Origin of the sequence: Tumebacillus avium (assembly GCF_002162355.1) — a bacterium.
In the GTDB taxonomy this organism is placed as follows: domain Bacteria; phylum Bacillota; class Bacilli; order Tumebacillales; family Tumebacillaceae; genus Tumebacillus_A; species Tumebacillus_A avium.
Genome location: NZ_CP021434.1, coordinates 4,175,486 through 4,194,886, shown reverse-complemented (window position 1 = coordinate 4,194,886; position 19,401 = coordinate 4,175,486). Strand labels below are relative to the sequence as shown.

Here is a 19,401-nt window from a genome sequence, read left to right as displayed (position 1 = left end):
CTTTGAGGAGGGATGGACCATGTCTCGAATTCGGATCGTCCCGATTCTGGCCATCACCTGTGTCACGCTTTCTCTATTGTTCGGCGGATGGGAACTGTACCGCAATTTCGGGCTGGTACGCCCCCTCGAAGATCAATTGATGGCAGCCGGCACGGTGCAAAAAGTCGAATCGGTGGTGAACGGACAGGAGCGCGCGATCAAAGTCACCATGAAACAGGTGCCGGATCTGCAAGCGGCCTATGAAGGTGTTGAACAGATCGTGCATGACTCGCTGGGCGCTTATGTGACCATCGACCTCGCGGACAACCGTGAGGATGCATTGGAAAAGACGTACCGTGACCTGCAGCCGACCCTGTATGCCGGCATCGCCAAAGGAGAATTCCCGGCGATGATCGCCAACATGGGCGCACAGGCGAAACAGGCCGGCGTCGAGTCGAAGATCTCGATGAACGACGAACATATTTTTGTGGAGCTGAAAAAAGACGGCAAGTACCTCTATGAAGTCGTGCCGTACCAGACCACGCAAGCATTCACCTTGAACAGCCTGAAGGAGGTGTCGTCGCAATGAAACGCTACCTCAAAGAGCTGATCATCGGGGTTGGGGTTGCGACGATCGCGTTTGTCGCGTTTAACTTCCAACAGTTTACCGTACCGTTTTTGCTGTTGTTCGGCATTTTGCTGACCTTTGCTTTTGTGGCAGACCGCAACAAAGGCGCGACGGCTGCCGTTTCGCATGAAGTGGCGAAATCGCACCGCATTGAGTTCGACCAGATCGGCGGCCAGGACATGGCGAAGCGCGAGTTGACCGAAGCGCTCGACTTCCTGCGCCACCGCGACAAGATCAAGCAGCTCGGCATCAACCCGCTGAAAGGCATCATCTTGACCGGACCTCCGGGAACCGGTAAAACCTTGCTGGCAAAAGCTGCGGCGACCTACACCGACTCGGTGTTTGTGGCGGCGTCCGGCTCGGAGTTCGTGGAGATGTATGTCGGCGTCGGCGCATCCCGCGTGCGCCAGATGTTCCAAAAAGCGCGTGCGCAGGCGAAAAAAGAAGGCAAAGAATCGGCGATCATCTTTATCGACGAGATCGATGTTATCGGCGGCAAGCGCGGCGGCAACCAGTCGCACCAAGAGTATGACCAGACGTTGAACCAACTGCTCACCGAGATGGACGGCATGGGGACCACGTCTTCGCCGCTCGTGCTGGTGATCGCAGCGACCAACCGTCTGGACATGCTCGACCCGGCGCTGATCCGTCCGGGCCGCTTCGACCGTCAGATCAAAGTCGATCTGCCGGACAAGAACGGCCGTCTGCACATCCTGCAGATTCAGACCAAGAACCGCCCTCTGTCCGACACGGTCGACCTTGATAAAGTTGCTTCCGAAGCGTACGGCTTCTCCGGCGCACAGCTGGAAAGCTTGTGCAACGAAGCGGCGATCATGGCGATGCGCGAAAACAAAGACAAGATCGAGCAGCTGCACTTCCGCGACTCGGTCGATAAAGTCCTGCTCGGCGAGCGCACCGGCAAACGACCGCGTCAAGAAGAGCTGGAGCGCGTGGCGGTGCACGAACTGGGCCACGCGATCGTCAGCGAATCGGTGCGCAAAGCGTCCGTTTCGCACATCACGATCGCGCCGCGCGGCAACGCCTTGGGCTTTGTCCGTCAGGTGCCGGAGTCGGATGGCTACCTGTACACTTATGATCAACTGGTCAACCAGATCAAAATCGCGCTGGGCGGCACCGTGGCCGAAGAGCTGATCTACGGCAACCGTTCGACCGGCGCGCAAGGCGACATCCAGCAGGCGACCAACATGGCGCGCACCATCGTGGCGTGCGGTTTGTCCTCGCTTGGCATCGTCGACATCGACAACTTGCAGCGCAATGTGCTCGATGAAGAGATCCGCCGCATTTTTGCTGACATCTACGAAGCAACCCGTGAACTGCTGTCCGTCTACAAGGACGGCATCAACGAACTGGCGATCGATCTCGTCCGTGATGAAAACATGTCGGGCGATGAGTTCCGCGCTTGGATGGCTGTGAACGAAAAGCAGCCGGTTGCCGTTTAATCTTCTATCAAATCCGCTGTTCCTTCGGGAGCGGCGGATTTTTGTTTTTCGGCGCGCATTGTTCTATAATGAGTGAAAGCATTAGAGGATAGAAGGGCGGTGCAGTGCCGGATGAACAATCGTTATGAAGCCGGAACAAGGGTCATCGAGCGGAGCCTGGTCTTGGCGGCGACAACCAACGAAGTGTATATGATGCTGTCCCAGCCGTCGGAGATCGCCCGCTGGTTCTCGCACCGTGCTTCTCGGGACGGAGAGGTTTTGCAGTTGGGGTGGGATCTGCCGCAGAAGACGGTGGAGATTCCGTGCCTCGTGGTTGAGGAAAACCCGGGCTATGATTTTGTGTTCCGCTGGGAGAGCGAGTGTAAAGGGCACGATACGGTGGTGCATTTTTCGCTGCAGAGCGAAGCGGGCGGCACACGGCTGGTGCTGACCGAACATGGATTTGGCGACGGCCCGGAGTGGGACCTTGCGATCGCGGCACAAAGCGACGGCTGGGATGAAGCGCTGGATACGCTGCTGCATGTCACAGGCCGCGGCAAAACGCGTTCGATCGTCAAGGAGACGGTAGTGCCGTATTCGGCGGAGCGGGTGTATCAGGCGTTCACCGAGCGCAGGCAACTGATGACGTGGTTTGCCAGAGAAGCGTCTCTTGACCCGCGCCAAGGCGGCTCGTATTGGCTGCGCGATGACTTTCCCACCGACGGCACCGGCTATGTGGTCGAACTGGTGCCGGGCAAGCGCATCCGCCTGTCCTGGCGGTGGTACATGACCGACCTGCCGCCGACCTCCGTAAGGATTGAGTTGCAAGAGGGCAAAGGCGAGACCTGTGTCTCCCTGGAGCATGAGGGATTTGGACACGGGGCGGAGTGGGATCAGGAATATCAGGAGCATGAAGAGGGCTGGAGCAACCTGATGGGCTTTTTGTGGAACCATCTGTACAGCGACGAGCCTTCGAAAGTATAGCCTTCACAAGTATAGAGCAGGCGGCAGAAAGACCTTGGCGGGGAGAGGCCGAGGTCTTTTTTGGTTATGCTACTGAAATGAAGGAGGGGATTCCATGAACATTCAACATGTTGGAATCATCGGAGCAGGCACGATGGGACAGGGGATTGCGCAGGCGATCGCAGGCAAAGGGTTGGACGTGGTGCTGCTCGACCAGACGCAGGCCGAACTGGAACAAGCAAGGCAGGGGCTGGAGTTGGCGCTCGACCGGCGGTTGACGAAATGGGGGATCACGGAAGCGGAGAAAAAGGTGATCCTGTCGCGCATTCAACTCACCACCGATGCGAACGAACTGCGCGAGTGCGAGCTGGTGATCGAATGCGTGTGGGAGCAGCTGGAGGCAAAAAGCGAAGCGCTGCAGTTGGCGGAGCGTGTCGTCGGGCCCAAGGCGATCCTCGCCAGCAACACCTCCACCTTGTCGCTGACGGAGATCGCGGCGCAGACGGAACATCCGGAGCGGGTGATCGGCCTGCATTTTCATTATCCGCCGGAACGGCGTGAACTGGTGGAAGTGGTGCGCGGGCTGAACACATCGCAAGCGACGTTTCACGCGGCGTTTGAGTTTGTGAAAGGGCTCGGGAAAACGGCAATACAAGTTTACGAGTCTCCCGGTTATGTTACCAGTCGGTTGATGCTGCCTTTGATCAACGAAGCGGCGGCGATCGTGGCGGAAGGCGTGGCGAGCGAACGGGATGTGGATACGGCGATGAAAGTCGGCTATGGCTTTAGCTACGGGCCGCTGGAGATCGCCGATTTGTTTGGCTTGGATTCGGTGGTGGACATGCTGGAGGGGCTGTATTTCGAGACGGCCGATCCGCGTTATCGTCCGGCCGCCTATCTGCGCAAACTGGTGCGGGCCGGTCATTTGGGGATGAAGGCGCGGCAGGGGTTTTACCGCTACGATGAGGCGGGGGAGGTGCAGGCATGAAAGTGCTGGTGCTAAACTGCGGAAGCTCGTCGCTGAAATACCAGCTGTTTGCGATGCCGGAGGAAGCGGTGCTGATCAAAGGAACGGTGGAGAAGATCGGGAGCGAGGAAGGGACGCATTCGTACAAGTCGGACGGAAAAGAAGGCAGCGTGACCGCGCCGATTCTGGATCATCGCGAGGCGCTGCGGCAGGTGCTGGCGACGTTGACGGCAGGGGAAGTCGGCGTGCTGTCGTCGGCAGAAGAGATCGCGGCGGTCGGACATCGCGTGGTGCACGGGGGAGAGGCGTTTTCGTCATCGATTCTGGTCACGGACGATGTGAAAAGGGCGATCGCTGATACGATCGAGTTGGCTCCACTGCACAACCCGGCGAATCTGCTGGGGATTGAAGCGATGGAGGACGTGCTGCCAAGCGTGCCGCAGGTGGCGGTGTTTGACACGGCGTTTCATCAGACGATGCCGCAAGAGCATTACCTGTATCCGGTGCCGTATGTGCTGTATCAGCGGCATAAGGTGCGCCGGTATGGTTTTCACGGCACGTCGCACCGCTACTGCGCGTCGCGGGTGCCAGGTCTGGTCGGGCGCGATCTGTCCGCTTTGAAAGTGATCTCCTGCCACATCGGCAACGGGGCGAGCCTGGCTGCGATCGAGCGGGGGCGTTCGATCGACACGAGCATGGGGATGACGCCGCTGGAAGGCGTGATGATGGGCACGAGGAGCGGGGACATCGATCCAAGCCTGCATGAGTTTGTGATGGCGAAGGAAGGGCTGAGCTTTGACGAGCTGACTTCGATGTTAAACAAGCACAGCGGCCTGTTTGGCGTGTCGGGCTTGTCAGGCGATATGCGCAAAGTGGTTGAGGCGCGGGCAAAAGGAAGCATGCGCGCATCGCTCGCCTTTGCGATGTACGAGTACCGCATCCGCAAATACATCGGGGCCTACGCCGCCGCGATGAACGGCGTCGACGTGATCCTGTTCACGGCAGGCGTCGGGGAAAATTCACCTTTGCTGCGTGGGCTGATCTGTGACAATCTAACCTACCTCGGCGTCGAGCTTGACCCGGCCGCTAATGATCATGGCCAAGGCGAGCGCCTGATCTCCACCCCGGCCTCGAAAGTCAAAGTCTGCGTCATCCCGACCAACGAAGAGCTGATGATCGCCCGCGACACCAACGTCCTCGTCACGGGGATGCTGGCGAAAGAGGAGTCATGATCAATCTAAAGTAGAATCCAAAACTGGTTTTTTCGGCCAAAGTGGACTATAATGGACTCTGACTACATACAAAGTGGACTTTGTTGATTCTCTGTTCTCGTAACAGTTGGAGGGATAGCAAGTGACTGTAAAAGCAAGAATTGAACGCATTGGCGAATTTGTCGATCAAGAAGTAACATTGGAAGGCTGGCTGTGGAACAAACGTTCCTCCGGCAAGATCGCTTTCTTGAACTTCCGCGACGGCACCGGGTTTATTCAGTGCGTCGTCGTGAAACAAGACGTGCCGGAAGAGCTGTTCGAGCTGGCGAAAGGCCTGTCGCAGGAATCTTCGATCCGCGTGACCGGCCTCGTGCGCCAGGAAGAGCGCTCGCAGATCGGCTATGAGATCACCGTGACCGGCATCGAAGTTGTCTCCCGCACCGAAGACTACCCGATCACCCCGAAAGAGCATGGCGTTGACTTCTTGCTCGACCACCGTCATCTGTGGATTCGCTCGCCGCGCCAACGCGCGATCTTGAAGATCCGCGCCGAAGTGATCAAAGGCATGCGCGCATTCTTTGACGAAAACGGCTTTACCCAAGTTGATCCGCCGGTCCTGACCCCGTCTTCCGCAGAAGGCACGACCAACATGTTTGAGACGGAATACGTCAACGGCGAATCGGCGTACCTCTCCCAATCCGGCCAGCTCTACATGGAAGCGGCTGCAATGGCGCTGGGCCGCGTGTACTCCTTTGGCCCGACCTTCCGCGCCGAGAAGTCCAAGACCCGCAAGCATATGAACGAGTTCTGGATGATCGAGCCGGAGATGGCGTACGTGGGACATCAAGAAAATCTGCAGATCCAGGAAGCCCTGGTCAAATACACGATCAAGCACATCCTCGACAACTGCAAGTACGAGCTGAAAACGCTGGAGCGCGACACGGCTCCGCTCGAGCGCGTCGTTGCTGAGAAGTTCCCGATCATCACCTATGCGGAAGCGGTCAAGATCCTGCAGGAAAAAGGTCATGACTTCCCGTACGGCGAAGACTTCGGGGCACCGCATGAGACGGAGCTGACCAACCACTTTGATCTCCCGATCTTCGTGGAAAAATGGCCGGCGAACATCAAGGCGTTCTACATGCAGCCCGACCCGGAGAACCCGGACGTCATTCTCGGCGCCGACCTGCTGGCACCGGAAGGCTACGGCGAGATCGTCGGCGGCTCGGAGCGTATTCATGACTACGAGCTGATGAAACAGCGCTTTGAACACGAGAACTTCGACGAGTCCTACAACTGGTACCTCGAACTGCGCAAATACGGTTCTGTGCCGCACTCCGGCTTCGGGATCGGTCTGGAGCGCACCATCGCGTGGATCTGCGGCATCGATCACATCCGTGAAACGATCATGATTCCGCGCACGCTGTACCGTCTGTATCCGTAAATCGCACGACGCTTTGGGACAAGCAGAATATGCTTGTCCTTTTTTGCATTTACGTACCTCTGTTCGCATAGAACTTGTGATATACTAAGGTTCGCTACTAGAGAAGAGGGGGAGAGAATCGGATGCAGAGACAGACACAGGAGAGTGCTTTCACCGTTCTCATGTCATCCGGATTTGTCGCCATTCCGGGGATTTTATTGCGTGAATATAAACGACTGGGTTTATCTGATGAAGAGATGATGCTGGTGCTGCATGTCATGCAGTTTCGCCAGGAAGGGATCGAGTTTCCGACGCCGCGCGAGCTGGGCGAGCGGATGACTCTGCACCCGGACGTGCTGGCCGGGATGGTGCAGCAGTTGGTGCATCGCGGACTGCTCGACATCGACGAGCACGGGCTGGGGCATGATGCGCTGAGCTTGCGACCCTTGTATGCAAAACTGGCCAAGCTGCTGGAACCAAAACCGCCGGTTGCACCTGCAGCACCTGCCGCGAAGCCGGTGTCGAGCTACGACATGCTGGAGCAGCGGGAGCAGCAGCAGAATCTGTTTGCGTTGTTCGAGCAGGAATTTGGCCGTCCGATCTCGCCGATCGAGTATGAGCGCATCTCCTGCTGGATCGACCAGGATCATTATCGGGAAGAGCTGATCCGAGAGGCGTTAAAAGAAGCGGTGCTGGCCGGGAAGTTCAACTTCCGCTATATCGACCGAATTTTGTTCGAGTGGGGGAAGAGCAACATCCGTTCCATCCAAGACCTCACCGTCCACCGCGAGCAGTTCCGCAACCGCATCCCAACCCGCGGCCAGAACAACAAAACGGGCAACAAAAACGGCAACGCAGGCAATAAGCCGGCAGCCGCAAGTGATGAAGACTCCGGCAACAAGTATGATATGTTTTACAAAGTCTACGGCGGTAACGGATAAACATAACGATCTGCAAAATACATGTACGTTTAAAAGGCATAGTGTCATGAAAAGGCATAGTGTCATGAAAAGGCATAGTGTCATGAAAAGGCATAGTGTCATGAAAAGGCATAGTGTCATGAAAAGACATGGTGTCATGAAAAGACATGGTGTCATGAATAGACCTAGTGTCACGAATAGACTTAGTGATCTTTTGCATCTGAAAGCCCCATGGCGGCCGCCATGGGGCTTTTTGTACGCGTTAGTGCTCTTGTCTGGTCACCACCTGAATCTCTTGGTGCAGCGGCTTGGCGGAATCGCCTTTGATCACCCAGATCGCCCGGCGGAGCAGGAACCGGCTGCTGCGGAAGGCGAAGCGGGCGACTTTGACGACGGGGCGGAAGATGCGCACCGAATGGACGAAAGCAAAACGCCGCTTGGGCATGGGCTTGCGCAGGTCTTCCATGAGCACGAGTGACATGTTTGTTGACCCCCCTGACTCTTTGATGTTCTTACACTACGCCGCCCGCCGCTTGACCTATGCGTTTTTTCGACACAAAAAGGGCTTGCGTCCTTTGTAAGATGGTGGTAAATTATGTACAACTAACCTGCGAAGGAGTGAAGGGAACCCAATGTTTATGTCCGTTGTTTTTCAACAGGTGCTGTCGTAAAACGGGAGAAGTCTGCCCATTTTTACGCATCTGCCATGTTGCAAGAACAGCGAGACAGAACACGGACCCTCTGTGCAGGCATGTCTTTTGATGACCACAGATACGGGTAGAGCGTGTTTTGCTCTACTCGTTTTTTGTTGCCTTTTTCGCTGTTTCTTGCGCTTGGCACCGGTAGCTGTGAACGACCAAGCGAAGGAGTGTTTTTCAATGAGCATTGTAAACGTAGAAGGATTGACCCACGGGTTTGGCGATAAAACGGTGCTGCGTGACGTGCAGTTCCGCCTGCTTGCAGGCGAACATGTTGGTCTGGTCGGGCCGAACGGAGCGGGCAAATCGACCCTGCTGAAAATTTTGATCGGGCAGACGATCCCCGACGCCGGCCGCATCGACTGGCTGCCGCAGGTGCAGCGCGGCTTTTTGGAACAGCATGTCGACCTGCAGCCTGGCGAGACGATGCGTGATTTCCTGCGCGGCGCTTTTGCGGGACTCTATACAGCCGAACGGGAAATGCTGCAGGCGGCCGAGCGGATGGGCACCGCGGAAGGGGCCGCCTTGGATGCGGCGATCAAACGCTTTGGGCTGCTGCAGGAGTTCTTGGAAGAAAACGATTTTTACGCCGTCGACGCCAAAGTCGAAGAGGTCGCGGCCGGGCTTGGCCTGACCGAACTCGGCCTCGAAACCGACGTCAGCGCCCTCAGCGGCGGGCAGCGCACCAAGCTTTTGCTCGCCAAACTCTTGCTGCAAAAGCCTGACGTGCTCCTGCTCGACGAGCCGACCAACTACCTCGACACGGCGCATATCGAATGGTTGACCGGGCACCTGCAAAGCTACCCGCACGCCTTTGTCCTGATTTCCCATGACCAGGACTTCCTGGGCAAAGTCGTAAGCGTCGTCTATCATCTGGAACACCAGACCCTGACCCGCTTTACGGGTAGCTTCCAGCAATATGTCGCCGCCTATGACTTGCGCAAACAGCAAATCTACCACGCTTTTGTCCGGCAGCAGCAGGAGATCCAAAAGCTGGAGACCTACATCCAGAAAAACAAAACCCGCGCCTCGACCGCCAAACAGGCCAAGAGCCGGGAAAAGCGCCTGCACAAGATCGAGCGCATCGACAAGCCCACTCCGGTGCCGCGTCCGCGCTTTGCGTTTGGGGTCAGCGTCGAGCCGGTCACGACCGTGCTGCTCGCCGAAGGGCTCTGTGTCGGCTATGACAAGCCGCTGTTTGCCCCGGTCGACCTGCGCTTGAAGCGCGGAGAAAAAGTCGCGTTGGTCGGCTACAACGGGATCGGCAAAACGACCACTTTGCGCACCTTGCTTGGTCAGTTGCCGTCGATTAGCGGCTCCGTTCAGCTCGGGGAACGGGTGCAGCCGGCCTACTTCGAGCAGGAAGCCGAATCCCAAGCCCCGCACACCGCGCTCGAAGACGTCTGGCGCGCCCATCCGAAGATGACGCAAAAAGAAGTCCGCTCCGCCTTGGCCCGCTGCGGCTTGCGCACGGAGCATATCGGGCAGCCGATGAAATCACTGAGTGGGGGCGAGCAGACAAAAGTCCGGCTCTGCCACCTGATGCTCGCCGACAGCAACCTGCTTGTGCTGGACGAACCGACCAACCATCTCGACCAGGCGGCCAAAGAAGCGCTGCAAGAAGCCCTGCGCCAATACCCCGGCACCGTGTTGCTCGTGTCGCACGAACCGGAATTTTACCAAGGCTGGGTGCATCAGGTCTGGGATGTGGAACACTGGCAGAAATAAGCGCACCGCCGCTCGACAAAAACTGACGCAGATTCGCTTCTTATTGTAGAAATGTGCGAATTATCTCATTTCCGTGGAAATGGGAAATCGACAATTCATAATCTGACAAAATCAGACGTACTTTAGGAAGAGAAAGGCGAATCAACACGAAAGTTCTCATTTCTCTGGAAATACCCGCCGACGGGCCTCTGCGCATACGGTCCTGCATCGCAAGCCTTAGGTCCCGCACTTCGCTATGCCAAGAAGCCCTGTCGCATGTCAGGGCTTCTTTCTCGTTTTCCAGACCGGGACACAGGGTCCCGGCTCCTATTTCTCTCCTCCCGGGTTCTGTTCAGCGAAGTCCTGTGCATTAGATATTCAACAGGAATACGATTTGCATGGAGGAGGAGATCTTTTGGCTGGTTTGTTCAAAAAGATGGCAATGGGCCTGGCAACAACTGCGGTGGCGGCGACATGTATCGCCGGGAGCGGCGCGAGCGTATCGGCGCAGACGGACGCTTCCGATCTGCCGGAGGTGCAGCTGATCTCCGACCAGGAAACGATCGCGGCAGGAGGCACGTTGTCCTACCACATTCTCTACCACAATGTGCAGAACAAGAACCAGAGCAATGTCTACCTGAAGGTACAACTCCCCGCCGGCGTCGAGGTGGAGACCGCAGGGCTGAGCGGGGCGGAGTGGGATGCGCAAAACCGTCAACTGATCTGGCACTTGCAAGGGGCGTCCGCCAACGGGGCGCAGGTGCTGCACTTTAACTTGAAAGCCCAAGAGAATCTCGGCGACTGGCTGGAGCTGTCCTGCCAAGTCGAAGGGGACGGCTCGCTGAAGTGGGAGACGCCGAAAGTGAAAGTCAAAAAAGGCGTGCAGATCGATCAGCCGTTTTTCATCGGCTATCCGGACGGTCTGTTCCACCCGGAGAACCTGATCACCCGCGCCGAAGTGGCAGCGGTGATCGCGCACATCAAGAAGCTGGAAGACGTTTCCCCGGTTGATCATCCGTACTCGGACGTTCCGAGCGGTCACTGGGCCAACAAGGTGATCAACAAAGTCAGCAACGCCGGTTACATGGGCGGCTATGCGGACGGCTCGTTCCATCCGGACGATCCGATTTCCCGCGCCGAACTGGTGCGTCTGATGTTGACCTTGCGCGGGGTAAAGCCGATTCCGCTCGGCGGGTTTGACGACACCAGCGATAACTGGGCCAAAGATGCGATCGGCACCGCTAAGTCGCTCGGCATGATCGATGGTGTCGGCGGCGGGAAATTTAAGCCAAACGGCAACACGGAGCGGCAAGCGGCAGCCAAACTGCTCAACGTCGGGCTGTTCCGCGGACCGCTGATCGACGGCGAGATCGCAGTCCAACAGCATTTCCCGGATGTTTTGCCCGGCCACTGGTCGTTTGGCTGGATCGAAGAAGCGTCTGTCGTCGCCCATGAGTCCCTGCACAAAGGGCGCGGCCGCGAATATCTGATCCGCTATCTGCCGGAGCAAACCGATCCGTTCGAATAAAAACGCATAAACACACATAGGTAGAAAGTAACCCATCACTTGAAATGTGATGGGTTTTCTAATGCTTTTGGATCATTTTACCTGTTTTCGCTTTACCGTGATAAAGGAGGTGTGTATAATTTAGAATAGTTAGAATTAAACAACAGATACATACTTTAGCAGCGAAAGAAGAGGGGATCGATTGTGAAAAAAGCTGTGCTCGCACCTGTATTGGTAACCGCCTTATTGCTGGGAACTTCGCTGGTTCCGTCCACGGACGCATCGGCGGCAAAAGATGAGTCGTTGGCGCAATTTAACGCCAAATCGAACGGCGCGCTGAAAGTGGTCTACAATAAAAAAGGCACGCCGGAGTTTGTCACGGGCGTGCTGTCAAACCAAGGCGGACAAGATGCAGGGGCCGCTGTCGATTTCCTGGATCAACATAAAGAATTCTTTAAGATGAAGAATCCGAAGGCCGACCTGAAAGCATTGCAAGCGGAGCGGGACAGCCTCGGCACGACCCACATCCGCCTGCAGCAGACGAAAAACGGGCTGCCGGTGGAAGACGCGATCACCATCGTGCACATTGATGCAGACGGTGAAGTGCGCACCGTAAACGGCGATTTCAACGCGGAGGTTGATGCGCTCGACCTGGACACCACGCCTGTGCTGAGCGCGGAGCAGGCTGTGCAGACGGCGATCGCCTCGGTTGACGCGCCGGAGATGCTGGAGTCCGATCCGAGCTCGGAGCTGGTCGTCTATCCGTTCGAAGGGCAGACGTATGTCGCGCACAAAGTAAACGTGCACTTCCTCGGCGAGCATCCCGGCAACTGGTCGGTGTACGTGGACGCGAAGTCGGGCCAGGTGATCGACCAGTACAACGCGATCATGGACCTTGACCAGCACAAGCAGCTCGATGTGCAGCCGGCTACCGCTTCCGGGATCGGCGTAAACGGGGCACACCGCACGCTGAGCATCTCACACAACAACACGGGCCAGGGCGGCTCGACGTTCTACCTCGCCGATTACTCGATCGGCGCGATGGACGGTATTTTGACGTATGACTTCAAGAACCAATGGCGTTCGTCGACCGTTCGTCTGCCCGGCGAGCTGTTTACGTCGAAAAACGCATCCTTCCACAGCGATTATGAGCGCGCGGCGGTCGATGCGCACCATAACTCGAAGATCGTGTACGACTATTACCTAAGCGAGCACAACCGCAACTCGATCGACGGGGAAGGCATGGCGATCATCTCCACCGTGCATTATGGCGACAAGTACAACAACGCCTTCTGGGACGGCCGTCAGATGACCTATGGGGACGGGGACGGTTCGTACTTCATCTCCTTGTCGGCAGGTCTTGACGTCGCGGCGCATGAGATGACGCATGGCGTGACGACGCATACGGCGGGCTTGAAGTACCGCAACCAGTCCGGCGCGCTCAATGAGTCGTACTCCGATATTTTCGGCGCATTGATCGACTCCGATGATTGGGAGATGGGCGAAGACATCATGGGCTCCGATCAGAAAGCGATCGGCCGCGACGCGCTGCGCTCGCTGTCCAACCCCAACCGCTTCCCGGTCAAAGCGGACTATGTGCCGTACGGCGACGGTTCCGGGATGTATCCGAAATATATGAGCCAGTTCTACAACCTGCCGCTCAGCCTCGACAGCGGCGGCGTGCATGTCAACTCCTCGATCTGGAACCATGGCGCGTACCTGATCGCGCAGGAGATCGGCCAGCAGAAGCTCGGCAAGATCTATTACCACACGCTGACCAACTACCTGACGCCCGACTCCAATTTCCGCGACGCGCGCATTGCGACGATCCACTCCGCCAAAGAGCTGTACGGGGAAGGCAGCTTCGAAGCGCAAGCGGTCATCCGCGGCCTCGATGCGGTCGGCATCACCGAGTAATTGTTTGCAAAAAGTTACGATTTGCCAAAACCTCTGCCGGGACTCCGGCGGGGGTTTTTTTGTTATAATGAGGGGCAGAAAGGGTGGTACTGAATGAACAAGCGTTTTCGTTACACCGCGTTGGGCCTGCTGACGGCAGCGTCGCTTCTGCTGACCGCCTGCGGCGGACAAGGTGCCCAACAAAATGAGCATGGCGAGCACGCGGGCCATGAAGATCACGAGCAAACATCAGGCGAGCTTCAGCCGATCATGCAAATAAAAGATTTTACGTTAACCAACACCGCCAACCAGCCGGTGTCGATCGAAAAAGATCTGACCGGCAAGGCGAAACTGGTGTATTTCTTCTTCGCGAACTGCCCGGATGTGTGCCCGGTGTCGCATGCACGCATGGCGAACATCATGAAGACGCTGGATGAGAACGGTCTGAAGAAAGAAGATGTGCAGTTCGTCTCGATCACCGTCGACCCGGAAAACGACACGCCGGACAAGCTTGCCGAATACATGAAACAGTTCCAGGCCGACCCGAACGAGTGGGCGTTCCTGACCGGTTCGGATGAAGATCTGGCCGCCGTGCGCGACCAGTTTGGCGTGCTGGCTGAAAAGCACAGCATCCACGACATCTCGCACAATGACCGCATCTTCCTGCTCGACGAGAAGAACCAGGTGATGAACTCCTACAACATGAGCGATGGCATCACCAACGACGTGATCATCAACGACATGAAGAAACTGACCAACCTGTAACATAAAAAACCACCCGGAGCGCGCTGCGGGTGGTTTTGCCTATCATACTTACCTTATTGGAGCAGGCCAAATTTTTCTGCGAGCTTCAAGCCGAGTTCTTCGGTCAGCGAGTGGTAATCGCCTTGGTTGAACTCAAACGGCTCTTCGGTGACCATCGTGCCCCAAAAGGCATCCTCGTCCACACTGTCCTCAATCATGTACGGCACATGCGGCTGCTCCTCGTCGCGGCGCATTTCGTAGTAGTATTTGTCCGCTTCGCGGTCGCTTGCTTCGATGCGGTCTGTCGTGATGCCGACCTTTTGGCCTTTGAATTTCAAGTATTTCACAATTCATCTTCCTTTCCTTGGCATTTCTGCTGTTCTTCTCATTATACAAGATGATAGTATAGGTTCAAAGGAGGTTCGGCAGAATGGACATTCGCTGGCACCGCCATTTTGGCGTTTACGGCATCTGTTATGATGAAGCAAAAGAAGCGCTGCTCGTCGTGGAAAAAGCGGGCGGGCCGTATCGGGGGCGCTATGACCTGCCCGGCGGTTCGGTCGATCCCGGCGAAGGGATGCTAGAAGCTTTGCAGCGTGAATTTTTAGAAGAGACCGGCATGCCGGTCACCGCGCAGCAGAATCTTGGCGCGTATGATTTTGTTGTGCCGCATGAGTGGAAAGACACGACACACCTGCACCACATCGCCGTCTTCTACAAAGTCACGCTGGCCGATCAGGAAGCGCCGGCCGGCTCGATCGAGCGCGTGTTGCAAAAGGACAGAGGGCAGGAACTGAACGACTCGTTTGGTCTGGAATGGGTGCATCTTGGCGAGCTGGAAGAGGACAACACCTCGCCTTTGGTGCGCAAAGCGCTGGAATGGATGAAGTCCGGACGGATGAGTTCGGAGACGGTGGTGTATGAAAGCTGGATGGTGTTACAATAACAGGTAAGATCAGACAAAAAGGAATGAGAGCATGCACGATATACAAGAACAGCAAAACCGCGTGGAACGAGCGGTGCTCGTGGGGCTGCGCCTGAATCAAAAGGATGAAACGATCTGGACGATGGCGTTTCAGGAACTGCACGGCCTCGTCGAAACGGCCGGGGCGGAAGTGGTGACCGAAGTGGTGCAGAATCGCGGCCTGCCCGATTCGGCGACCTACATCGGCAGCGGCAAGCTCGACGAACTGCGCGCGGTGGTCGAAGAGCTGGAAGCGGACCTCGTCGTCTTTGACGCCGAACTGTCTCCGAAGCACGTGCGCAATTTGGAAGAAGCGTTGCCGTGCCGCGTGCTCGACCGCACGCAGATCATCTTGGACATCTTCGCCTTGCGCGCCAAGACGCGTGAAGGCAAGCTGCAGGTCGAACTGGCGCAGCTCAACTACCTGCTCCCGCGCCTGACCGGACGCGGCGCTTCAATGTCGCGTCTCGGCGGCGGGGTTGGCACGCGCGGCCCTGGCGAGACCAAGCTGGAGACCGACCGCCGCTATATTCACCGCCGGCTGGTCGAGCTCAGCCGGCAGTTGGACGAGGTGCGCAAACACCGCGACCTGCACCGCCAGCGCCGCAAGAAGCAAGACGTGCCGGTGATCGCTTTTGTCGGCTATACCAACGCCGGCAAATCCACGCTGATGCGCAAGATCGTCGAGCGCTACGGCACAGGAAGCAAAGAGGTGGCCGAAGGGCGCAACCGCCTGTTCGACACGTTGGACACGACAACGCGGCAGGTGCAGCTGCCCGACGGGAAGACGGCGATTTTCTCCGATACGGTCGGCTTTATCCAACAGCTGCCGCATTCGCTGGTCAAAGCGTTCCGCTCCACGCTGGAAGAGACGGCCGAGGCCGATCTGATCGTCCATGTGGTCGACGCGTCTCACCCCAATTTTGACGTGCAGATGGAAACGGTGTACGGCGTGCTGGGCCAGCTCGACGTGCTGAACCGCCCGGTGCTGACCGCGTTTAACAAAATTGACCTCGTGCCGGGCACTTGGCTTGGCAACGACCCCAACTCGACGGAGACGATCCGTCTGTCCGCTCTGCAAGGGGACGGCGTGCAGGACATGATGGAGAAGATCGACGACCTCGTCGGCGTCCGGCACCTGATCGTCAAAGCGGAAGTGCCGTACAAAGAAAGCGCGCTGGTGGCGAGAATTCACCGCGAAGGCCGCTTGTTTGCCGAGGAGCACCGCGAGTCGGGCACCTATCTGCATGCGGAAGTGCCTCAGGCGATCGCTGAGGAACTGCGCCCGTATCTGATCGAAGAGGCGCAGGAAGCCAAACCGGCCAAGTCGGTCAAAACCAATGAGCAGATGATCTTCGACATGACCGATTCCACGCTGCAATAAGCTTCACGTTAAATGAAATGGAAGACCCTTCCTTGTTTTAAAGTGAAGGGTCTTTTTGTTTAAAAGGTTTTCTCTGTGAGCTTTATAAATTTTATTAGGAAAGTTATTGACTTTATCGAATTGTTTGTATTATACTTAGGGTACAAGAGAGATTAAACTATGAGAGCAGCGAGGAAAAGGCACCCGTCAGGGTGCCTTTTCCAATTTTCCGCGCATGGGGAGCTGTCGGTGGGAAATAGTAGGGGAGATACCTACTTTTGACGGGAGGGCTTCTGAATGAAACGGTTCTGGAAGCAGATCGGCCTGGTCTTCCTCTGCATGATACTCCTCTTTTGTTGGACATCGGCGCCTGCTGCAGCCTGGCACGGCGATTCGTTAGAACTGGCATTTATCCGGGACGGCAAGCTGTGGGTGAAACAAGGGGTGCAGGAACGCCCGGTCACAGCGGACGGCATCGCGTCGTGGCCGCTCTGGTCGCCGGATGGAAAATGGATTGCGTTTCAAAAGCGGGAGCGTGTGCAGGACGATACCGCACAGCTGTGGGTGTACGATGCGGCGAACGGACGGACATTCCCGGTCCATGACCGCGTGATCTCCGCCCGTTGGTCGCCGAAAGAGAATCTGCTGGCGTTGCGTGTCGACTCCGACCTGCTGGTCGCCGATCTGCGCAAAGGCGCAGTGCGTGCGGCACAACAGGTGGTGCCGGGGATCAGCAATTATTCGTGGTTCCCGGACGGCAGCGGATTCCTCGTCTCTTCGGAGGCGCATCTCGAGCCGACAGGATGGACGTCGAGCGAGCTGTACAAGGTCTGGTATTCGCCCGATGAAGAGGCGAAGCAGGTGCGCAAGTTTTACTCGCTGCCCAGCCCTTTGCGCTTTCAGGAAAACGACTATTTGGCGATCGGGACGGGCGGGTTCAAGTGGTCGGAGGACGGGAAGTGGATCGCTTTTATCGCCACCCAGACCGCGTCGCTCTCTGCCGATGCCAATGTGCTGTGCCTGTTGTCGGCCGACGGGAAATTCTTTAAGCCGGCGGCGGAGATGCTGGCTTATGACGAGTGGTTTAAATGGGCGCCCGCAGGCGCGAAGCTTGGCGTGATCGCAGGCAGCGGGCGGTTCTCGCTGCTGGGCAAGCGACTGCAGCTGTTCGGGCCGCCGTTTGGCAAAGGGGAGAACTTGACGCCGGACGGGCGTGTCGACCGCTCCTTTGCCTGGCTGGATGAGCAATCGCTGCTTGTCGCCCGCAGCGCTGCGCCGAAGTCGGATCAAACGCCGCTGGGGAATACGTTTCCCCGCGTGATGCGCGTCGATGCCAAAAACGGCTCGGCCCAGCCGCTGAGCACGCCCCCGGCCGGAGCGGGCGACTTTGATCCGCAGGTGCTGGCCAAAGGCATTGCATTGTCCTGGGTGCGCTGGAACAAAAGCCGGGCCGACATCTGGGTCTCGAACGCGGACGGCTCAAACGCCAAGCTGTGGGTGGAAGGGATCGGCGAAGGGCAGATGTACTATGAGCACTGGCACTGGGACAGCGTGCTGAGCTGGAAGCCGATCTCTTGAGAAAAAACAGCATGACCGCTGGGGTCATGCTGTTTTTATATGATATAGTGGTAGAGTATTGCTTCATTTGGTTCAGAGATGGGAGAGACGTGCTTTGTCCTTGCTGCAACTTTTGCAAAATCCGACTTGGCTGCAGTTGACCGCCAAGATTGAACAGAAACTTTCCGAACAGTTTCGCCTGATCGACGAGACGGTCGTCTACAACCAGGCGAAGCTTTTGCAGGCTTTTCAAGAGGAGCAGGTGAGCGATTTTCATTTTGCTTCTTCGACCGGCTACGGCCACAATGACGCCGGGCGCGAGACGCTGGAGCGCGTCTACGCTAAGGCGTTTGGAGCGGAAGCGGCGCTGGTGCGCCCGCATATCGTCTCCGGCACCCACGCGATCGCGCTGGCTCTGTACGGCGTGCTGCGCCCGGGCGATGAACTGTTGTACATCACCGGCAAGCCGTACGATACGCTGGAAGAAGTGATCGGCGTGCGCGGCGAAGCAGGTGAGGGGTCGCTGCAGGAATTTGGCGTGTCCTTCGACTTGGTGCCGCTCGTGGAGGGCAAGGTCGATTACGACCTCGTCGCCCAGAAGATCAAGCCGAACACAAAAATGATCGGCATCCAGCGTTCGGCGGGCTACTCGTGGCGTTCGTCGTTTACGGTGGAGGAGATCGGCGAGATGGTGCGCTTTGTGAAAGGGATCAAGCCGGATGTTGTCGTCTTTGTCGACAACTGCTACGGCGAGTTCACCGAGCGCCGCGAACCGACCGAAGTTGGCGTCGACCTGATCGTCGGCTCCCTGATCAAGAACCCTGGCGGCGGCTTGGCGCACAGCGGCGGCTATGTGGCCGGCCGCACCGATCTCGTGCACCGCGCGGCTTGCCGTCTGACCGCACCGGGCATCGGGGCGGAGCAGGGCGCGATGCTCGGCACCAACCGCACGCTGTTCCAAGGCTTTTTCCTCGCGCCAAACGTGGTGGGGGAAGCGGTCAAAGGCGCAGTGTTTGCAGCCGGGCTGTTTGAAGAGCTGGGCCTGACCACCCATCCGGCGTCAACCGCGCCGCGCACCGACATCATTCAGGCGGTGCAGCTCGGCTCACGGGAGAGACTGATCTCGTTCTGCCAGTCGATCCAGGCGGCCGCGCCGGTCGACTCGCACGTCAAGCCGGAGCCGTGGGCGATGCCGGGCTATGCGGACGAAGTGATCATGGCGGCTGGCGCGTTCATCCAAGGCTCGTCGATCGAGCTGTCGGCCGACGGCCCGATCCGCGAACCGTTTATCGGCTATCTGCAGGGCGGCTTAACCTACGCGCACGCCAAAGTGGCGGTGCTGTCGGCGGTGGCCGGGCTGAAGGAGAAAGGCTTGCTGTAAAAAGCTGACATAGCAATGCGCAGAAAAGACCATGTTATAAGGGGCGATGCCCGTTCT

Annotated in this window: 17 protein-coding genes; 15 read left to right on the top strand and 2 right to left on the bottom strand. The window is 57.5% G+C overall.

Going from position 1 to position 19,401, the window contains the following annotated elements; genetic code table 11:
* Positions 1-19 precede the first annotated feature (19 nt).
* The 7 genes from CBW65_RS19465 (at position 20) to CBW65_RS19435 (ending at position 7,548) form a co-directional block, all read left to right on the top strand.
* Positions 20-568 carry a hypothetical protein gene (locus tag CBW65_RS19465; RefSeq protein ID WP_087458261.1) on the top strand — a complete coding sequence of 183 codons (549 nt, stop codon included), beginning with the start codon at positions 20-22 and terminating at the stop codon, positions 566-568.
* Positions 565-2,067, top strand: a complete 1,503-nt coding sequence (locus tag CBW65_RS19460; protein ID WP_087458260.1) for an AAA family ATPase — start codon at positions 565-567, stop codon at positions 2,065-2,067. The genes CBW65_RS19465 and CBW65_RS19460 overlap by 4 nt, the downstream gene beginning before the upstream one ends.
* Before the next feature lie 111 nt (positions 2,068-2,178).
* The gene (locus tag CBW65_RS19455) at positions 2,179-3,030 is read left to right on the top strand and encodes an SRPBCC family protein (RefSeq protein WP_087458259.1); all 852 of its coding nucleotides are present in this window, start codon (positions 2,179-2,181) and stop codon (positions 3,028-3,030) included.
* 94 nt (positions 3,031-3,124) lie between these two features.
* On the top strand, positions 3,125-3,997 hold the full coding sequence (locus CBW65_RS19450) for a 3-hydroxyacyl-CoA dehydrogenase family protein (protein WP_087458258.1): 873 nt from the start codon (positions 3,125-3,127) through the stop codon (positions 3,995-3,997).
* Positions 3,994-5,208 carry an acetate/propionate family kinase gene (locus CBW65_RS19445; protein WP_087458257.1) on the top strand — a complete coding sequence of 405 codons (1,215 nt, stop codon included), beginning with the start codon at positions 3,994-3,996 and terminating at the stop codon, positions 5,206-5,208. The genes CBW65_RS19450 and CBW65_RS19445 overlap by 4 nt, the downstream gene beginning before the upstream one ends.
* Positions 5,209-5,329: 121 nt before the next feature.
* Positions 5,330-6,628, top strand: a complete 1,299-nt coding sequence (gene asnS / locus CBW65_RS19440; RefSeq protein ID WP_087458256.1) for an asparagine--tRNA ligase — start codon at positions 5,330-5,332, stop codon at positions 6,626-6,628.
* Positions 6,629-6,750: 122 nt separating this feature from the next.
* On the top strand, positions 6,751-7,548 hold the full coding sequence (locus CBW65_RS19435) for a DnaD domain-containing protein (RefSeq protein ID WP_087458255.1): 798 nt from the start codon (positions 6,751-6,753) through the stop codon (positions 7,546-7,548).
* Positions 7,549-7,789: 241 nt separating this feature from the next.
* Here CBW65_RS19435 and CBW65_RS19430 read toward each other — a convergent pair whose 3' ends face one another.
* The gene (locus tag CBW65_RS19430) at positions 7,790-8,008 is read right to left on the bottom strand and encodes a hypothetical protein (RefSeq protein ID WP_087458254.1); all 219 of its coding nucleotides are present in this window, start codon (positions 8,006-8,008) and stop codon (positions 7,790-7,792) included.
* A 397-nt stretch (positions 8,009-8,405) separates the two neighbouring features.
* Here CBW65_RS19430 and CBW65_RS19425 point away from each other — a divergent pair, with 397 nt between their 5' ends.
* From CBW65_RS19425 to CBW65_RS19410, 4 genes are all read left to right on the top strand, one after another.
* Entirely contained in the window at positions 8,406-9,953 is a 1,548-nt protein-coding gene (locus CBW65_RS19425; protein WP_087458253.1) for an ABC-F family ATP-binding cassette domain-containing protein, read from the top strand.
* Positions 9,954-10,347: 394 nt separating this feature from the next.
* Positions 10,348-11,460: an S-layer homology domain-containing protein gene (locus tag CBW65_RS19420; RefSeq protein WP_198299667.1), complete on the top strand. Its 1,113-nt coding sequence runs from the start codon at positions 10,348-10,350 to the stop codon at positions 11,458-11,460.
* 183 nt (positions 11,461-11,643) lie between these two features.
* Entirely contained in the window at positions 11,644-13,356 is a 1,713-nt protein-coding gene (locus CBW65_RS19415; protein ID WP_087458251.1) for a M4 family metallopeptidase, read from the top strand.
* Between the two features lie 93 nt (positions 13,357-13,449).
* Entirely contained in the window at positions 13,450-14,100 is a 651-nt protein-coding gene (locus tag CBW65_RS19410) for an SCO family protein (protein ID WP_087458250.1), read from the top strand.
* Between the two features lie 53 nt (positions 14,101-14,153).
* On the opposite strand, the gene CBW65_RS19405 is transcribed toward CBW65_RS19410, so the two are convergent.
* Positions 14,154-14,426 carry an LPD28 domain-containing protein gene (locus CBW65_RS19405; protein ID WP_087458249.1) on the bottom strand — a complete coding sequence of 91 codons (273 nt, stop codon included), beginning with the start codon at positions 14,424-14,426 and terminating at the stop codon, positions 14,154-14,156.
* Between the two features lie 83 nt (positions 14,427-14,509).
* On the opposite strand from CBW65_RS19405, the gene CBW65_RS19400 reads away from it, so the two are divergent.
* From CBW65_RS19400 to CBW65_RS19385, 4 genes are all read left to right on the top strand, one after another.
* Positions 14,510-15,025, top strand: coding sequence for an NUDIX hydrolase (locus CBW65_RS19400; protein WP_087458248.1), 516 nt, complete (start codon positions 14,510-14,512; stop codon positions 15,023-15,025).
* A 31-nt stretch (positions 15,026-15,056) separates the two neighbouring features.
* Positions 15,057-16,427 carry a GTPase HflX gene (gene hflX, locus CBW65_RS19395; RefSeq protein WP_087458247.1) on the top strand — a complete coding sequence of 457 codons (1,371 nt, stop codon included), beginning with the start codon at positions 15,057-15,059 and terminating at the stop codon, positions 16,425-16,427.
* A gap of 276 nt (positions 16,428-16,703) precedes the next feature.
* Positions 16,704-17,984 (top strand): TolB-like translocation protein, encoded by a 1,281-nt coding sequence (locus CBW65_RS19390; protein ID WP_087458246.1) that lies wholly within the window; start codon positions 16,704-16,706, stop codon positions 17,982-17,984.
* A gap of 100 nt (positions 17,985-18,084) precedes the next feature.
* Positions 18,085-19,344: a methionine gamma-lyase family protein gene (locus CBW65_RS19385; protein ID WP_198299854.1), complete on the top strand. Its 1,260-nt coding sequence runs from the start codon at positions 18,085-18,087 to the stop codon at positions 19,342-19,344.
* Positions 19,345-19,401: the final 57 nt, after the last annotated feature.

Bases quoted from the DNA above. Each gene is read 5' to 3' on its own strand.
- CBW65_RS19465 (WP_087458261.1), top strand. From the start codon at position 20: ATGTCTCGAATTCGGATCGTCCCGATTCTGGCCATCACCTGTGTCACG.
- CBW65_RS19460 (WP_087458260.1), top strand. From the start codon at position 565: ATGAAACGCTACCTCAAAGAGCTGATCATCGGGGTTGGGGTTGCGACG.
- CBW65_RS19455 (WP_087458259.1), top strand. From the start codon at position 2,179: ATGAACAATCGTTATGAAGCCGGAACAAGGGTCATCGAGCGGAGCCTG.
- CBW65_RS19450 (WP_087458258.1), top strand. From the start codon at position 3,125: ATGAACATTCAACATGTTGGAATCATCGGAGCAGGCACGATGGGACAG.
- CBW65_RS19445 (WP_087458257.1), top strand. From the start codon at position 3,994: ATGAAAGTGCTGGTGCTAAACTGCGGAAGCTCGTCGCTGAAATACCAG.
- CBW65_RS19435 (WP_087458255.1), top strand. From the start codon at position 6,751: ATGCAGAGACAGACACAGGAGAGTGCTTTCACCGTTCTCATGTCATCC.
- CBW65_RS19430 (WP_087458254.1), bottom strand. From the start codon at position 8,008: ATGTCACTCGTGCTCATGGAAGACCTGCGCAAGCCCATGCCCAAGCGG.
- CBW65_RS19425 (WP_087458253.1), top strand. From the start codon at position 8,406: ATGAGCATTGTAAACGTAGAAGGATTGACCCACGGGTTTGGCGATAAA.
- CBW65_RS19410 (WP_087458250.1), top strand. From the start codon at position 13,450: ATGAACAAGCGTTTTCGTTACACCGCGTTGGGCCTGCTGACGGCAGCG.
- CBW65_RS19400 (WP_087458248.1), top strand. From the start codon at position 14,510: ATGGACATTCGCTGGCACCGCCATTTTGGCGTTTACGGCATCTGTTAT.
- hflX (WP_087458247.1), top strand. From the start codon at position 15,057: ATGCACGATATACAAGAACAGCAAAACCGCGTGGAACGAGCGGTGCTC.
- CBW65_RS19390 (WP_087458246.1), top strand. From the start codon at position 16,704: ATGAAACGGTTCTGGAAGCAGATCGGCCTGGTCTTCCTCTGCATGATA.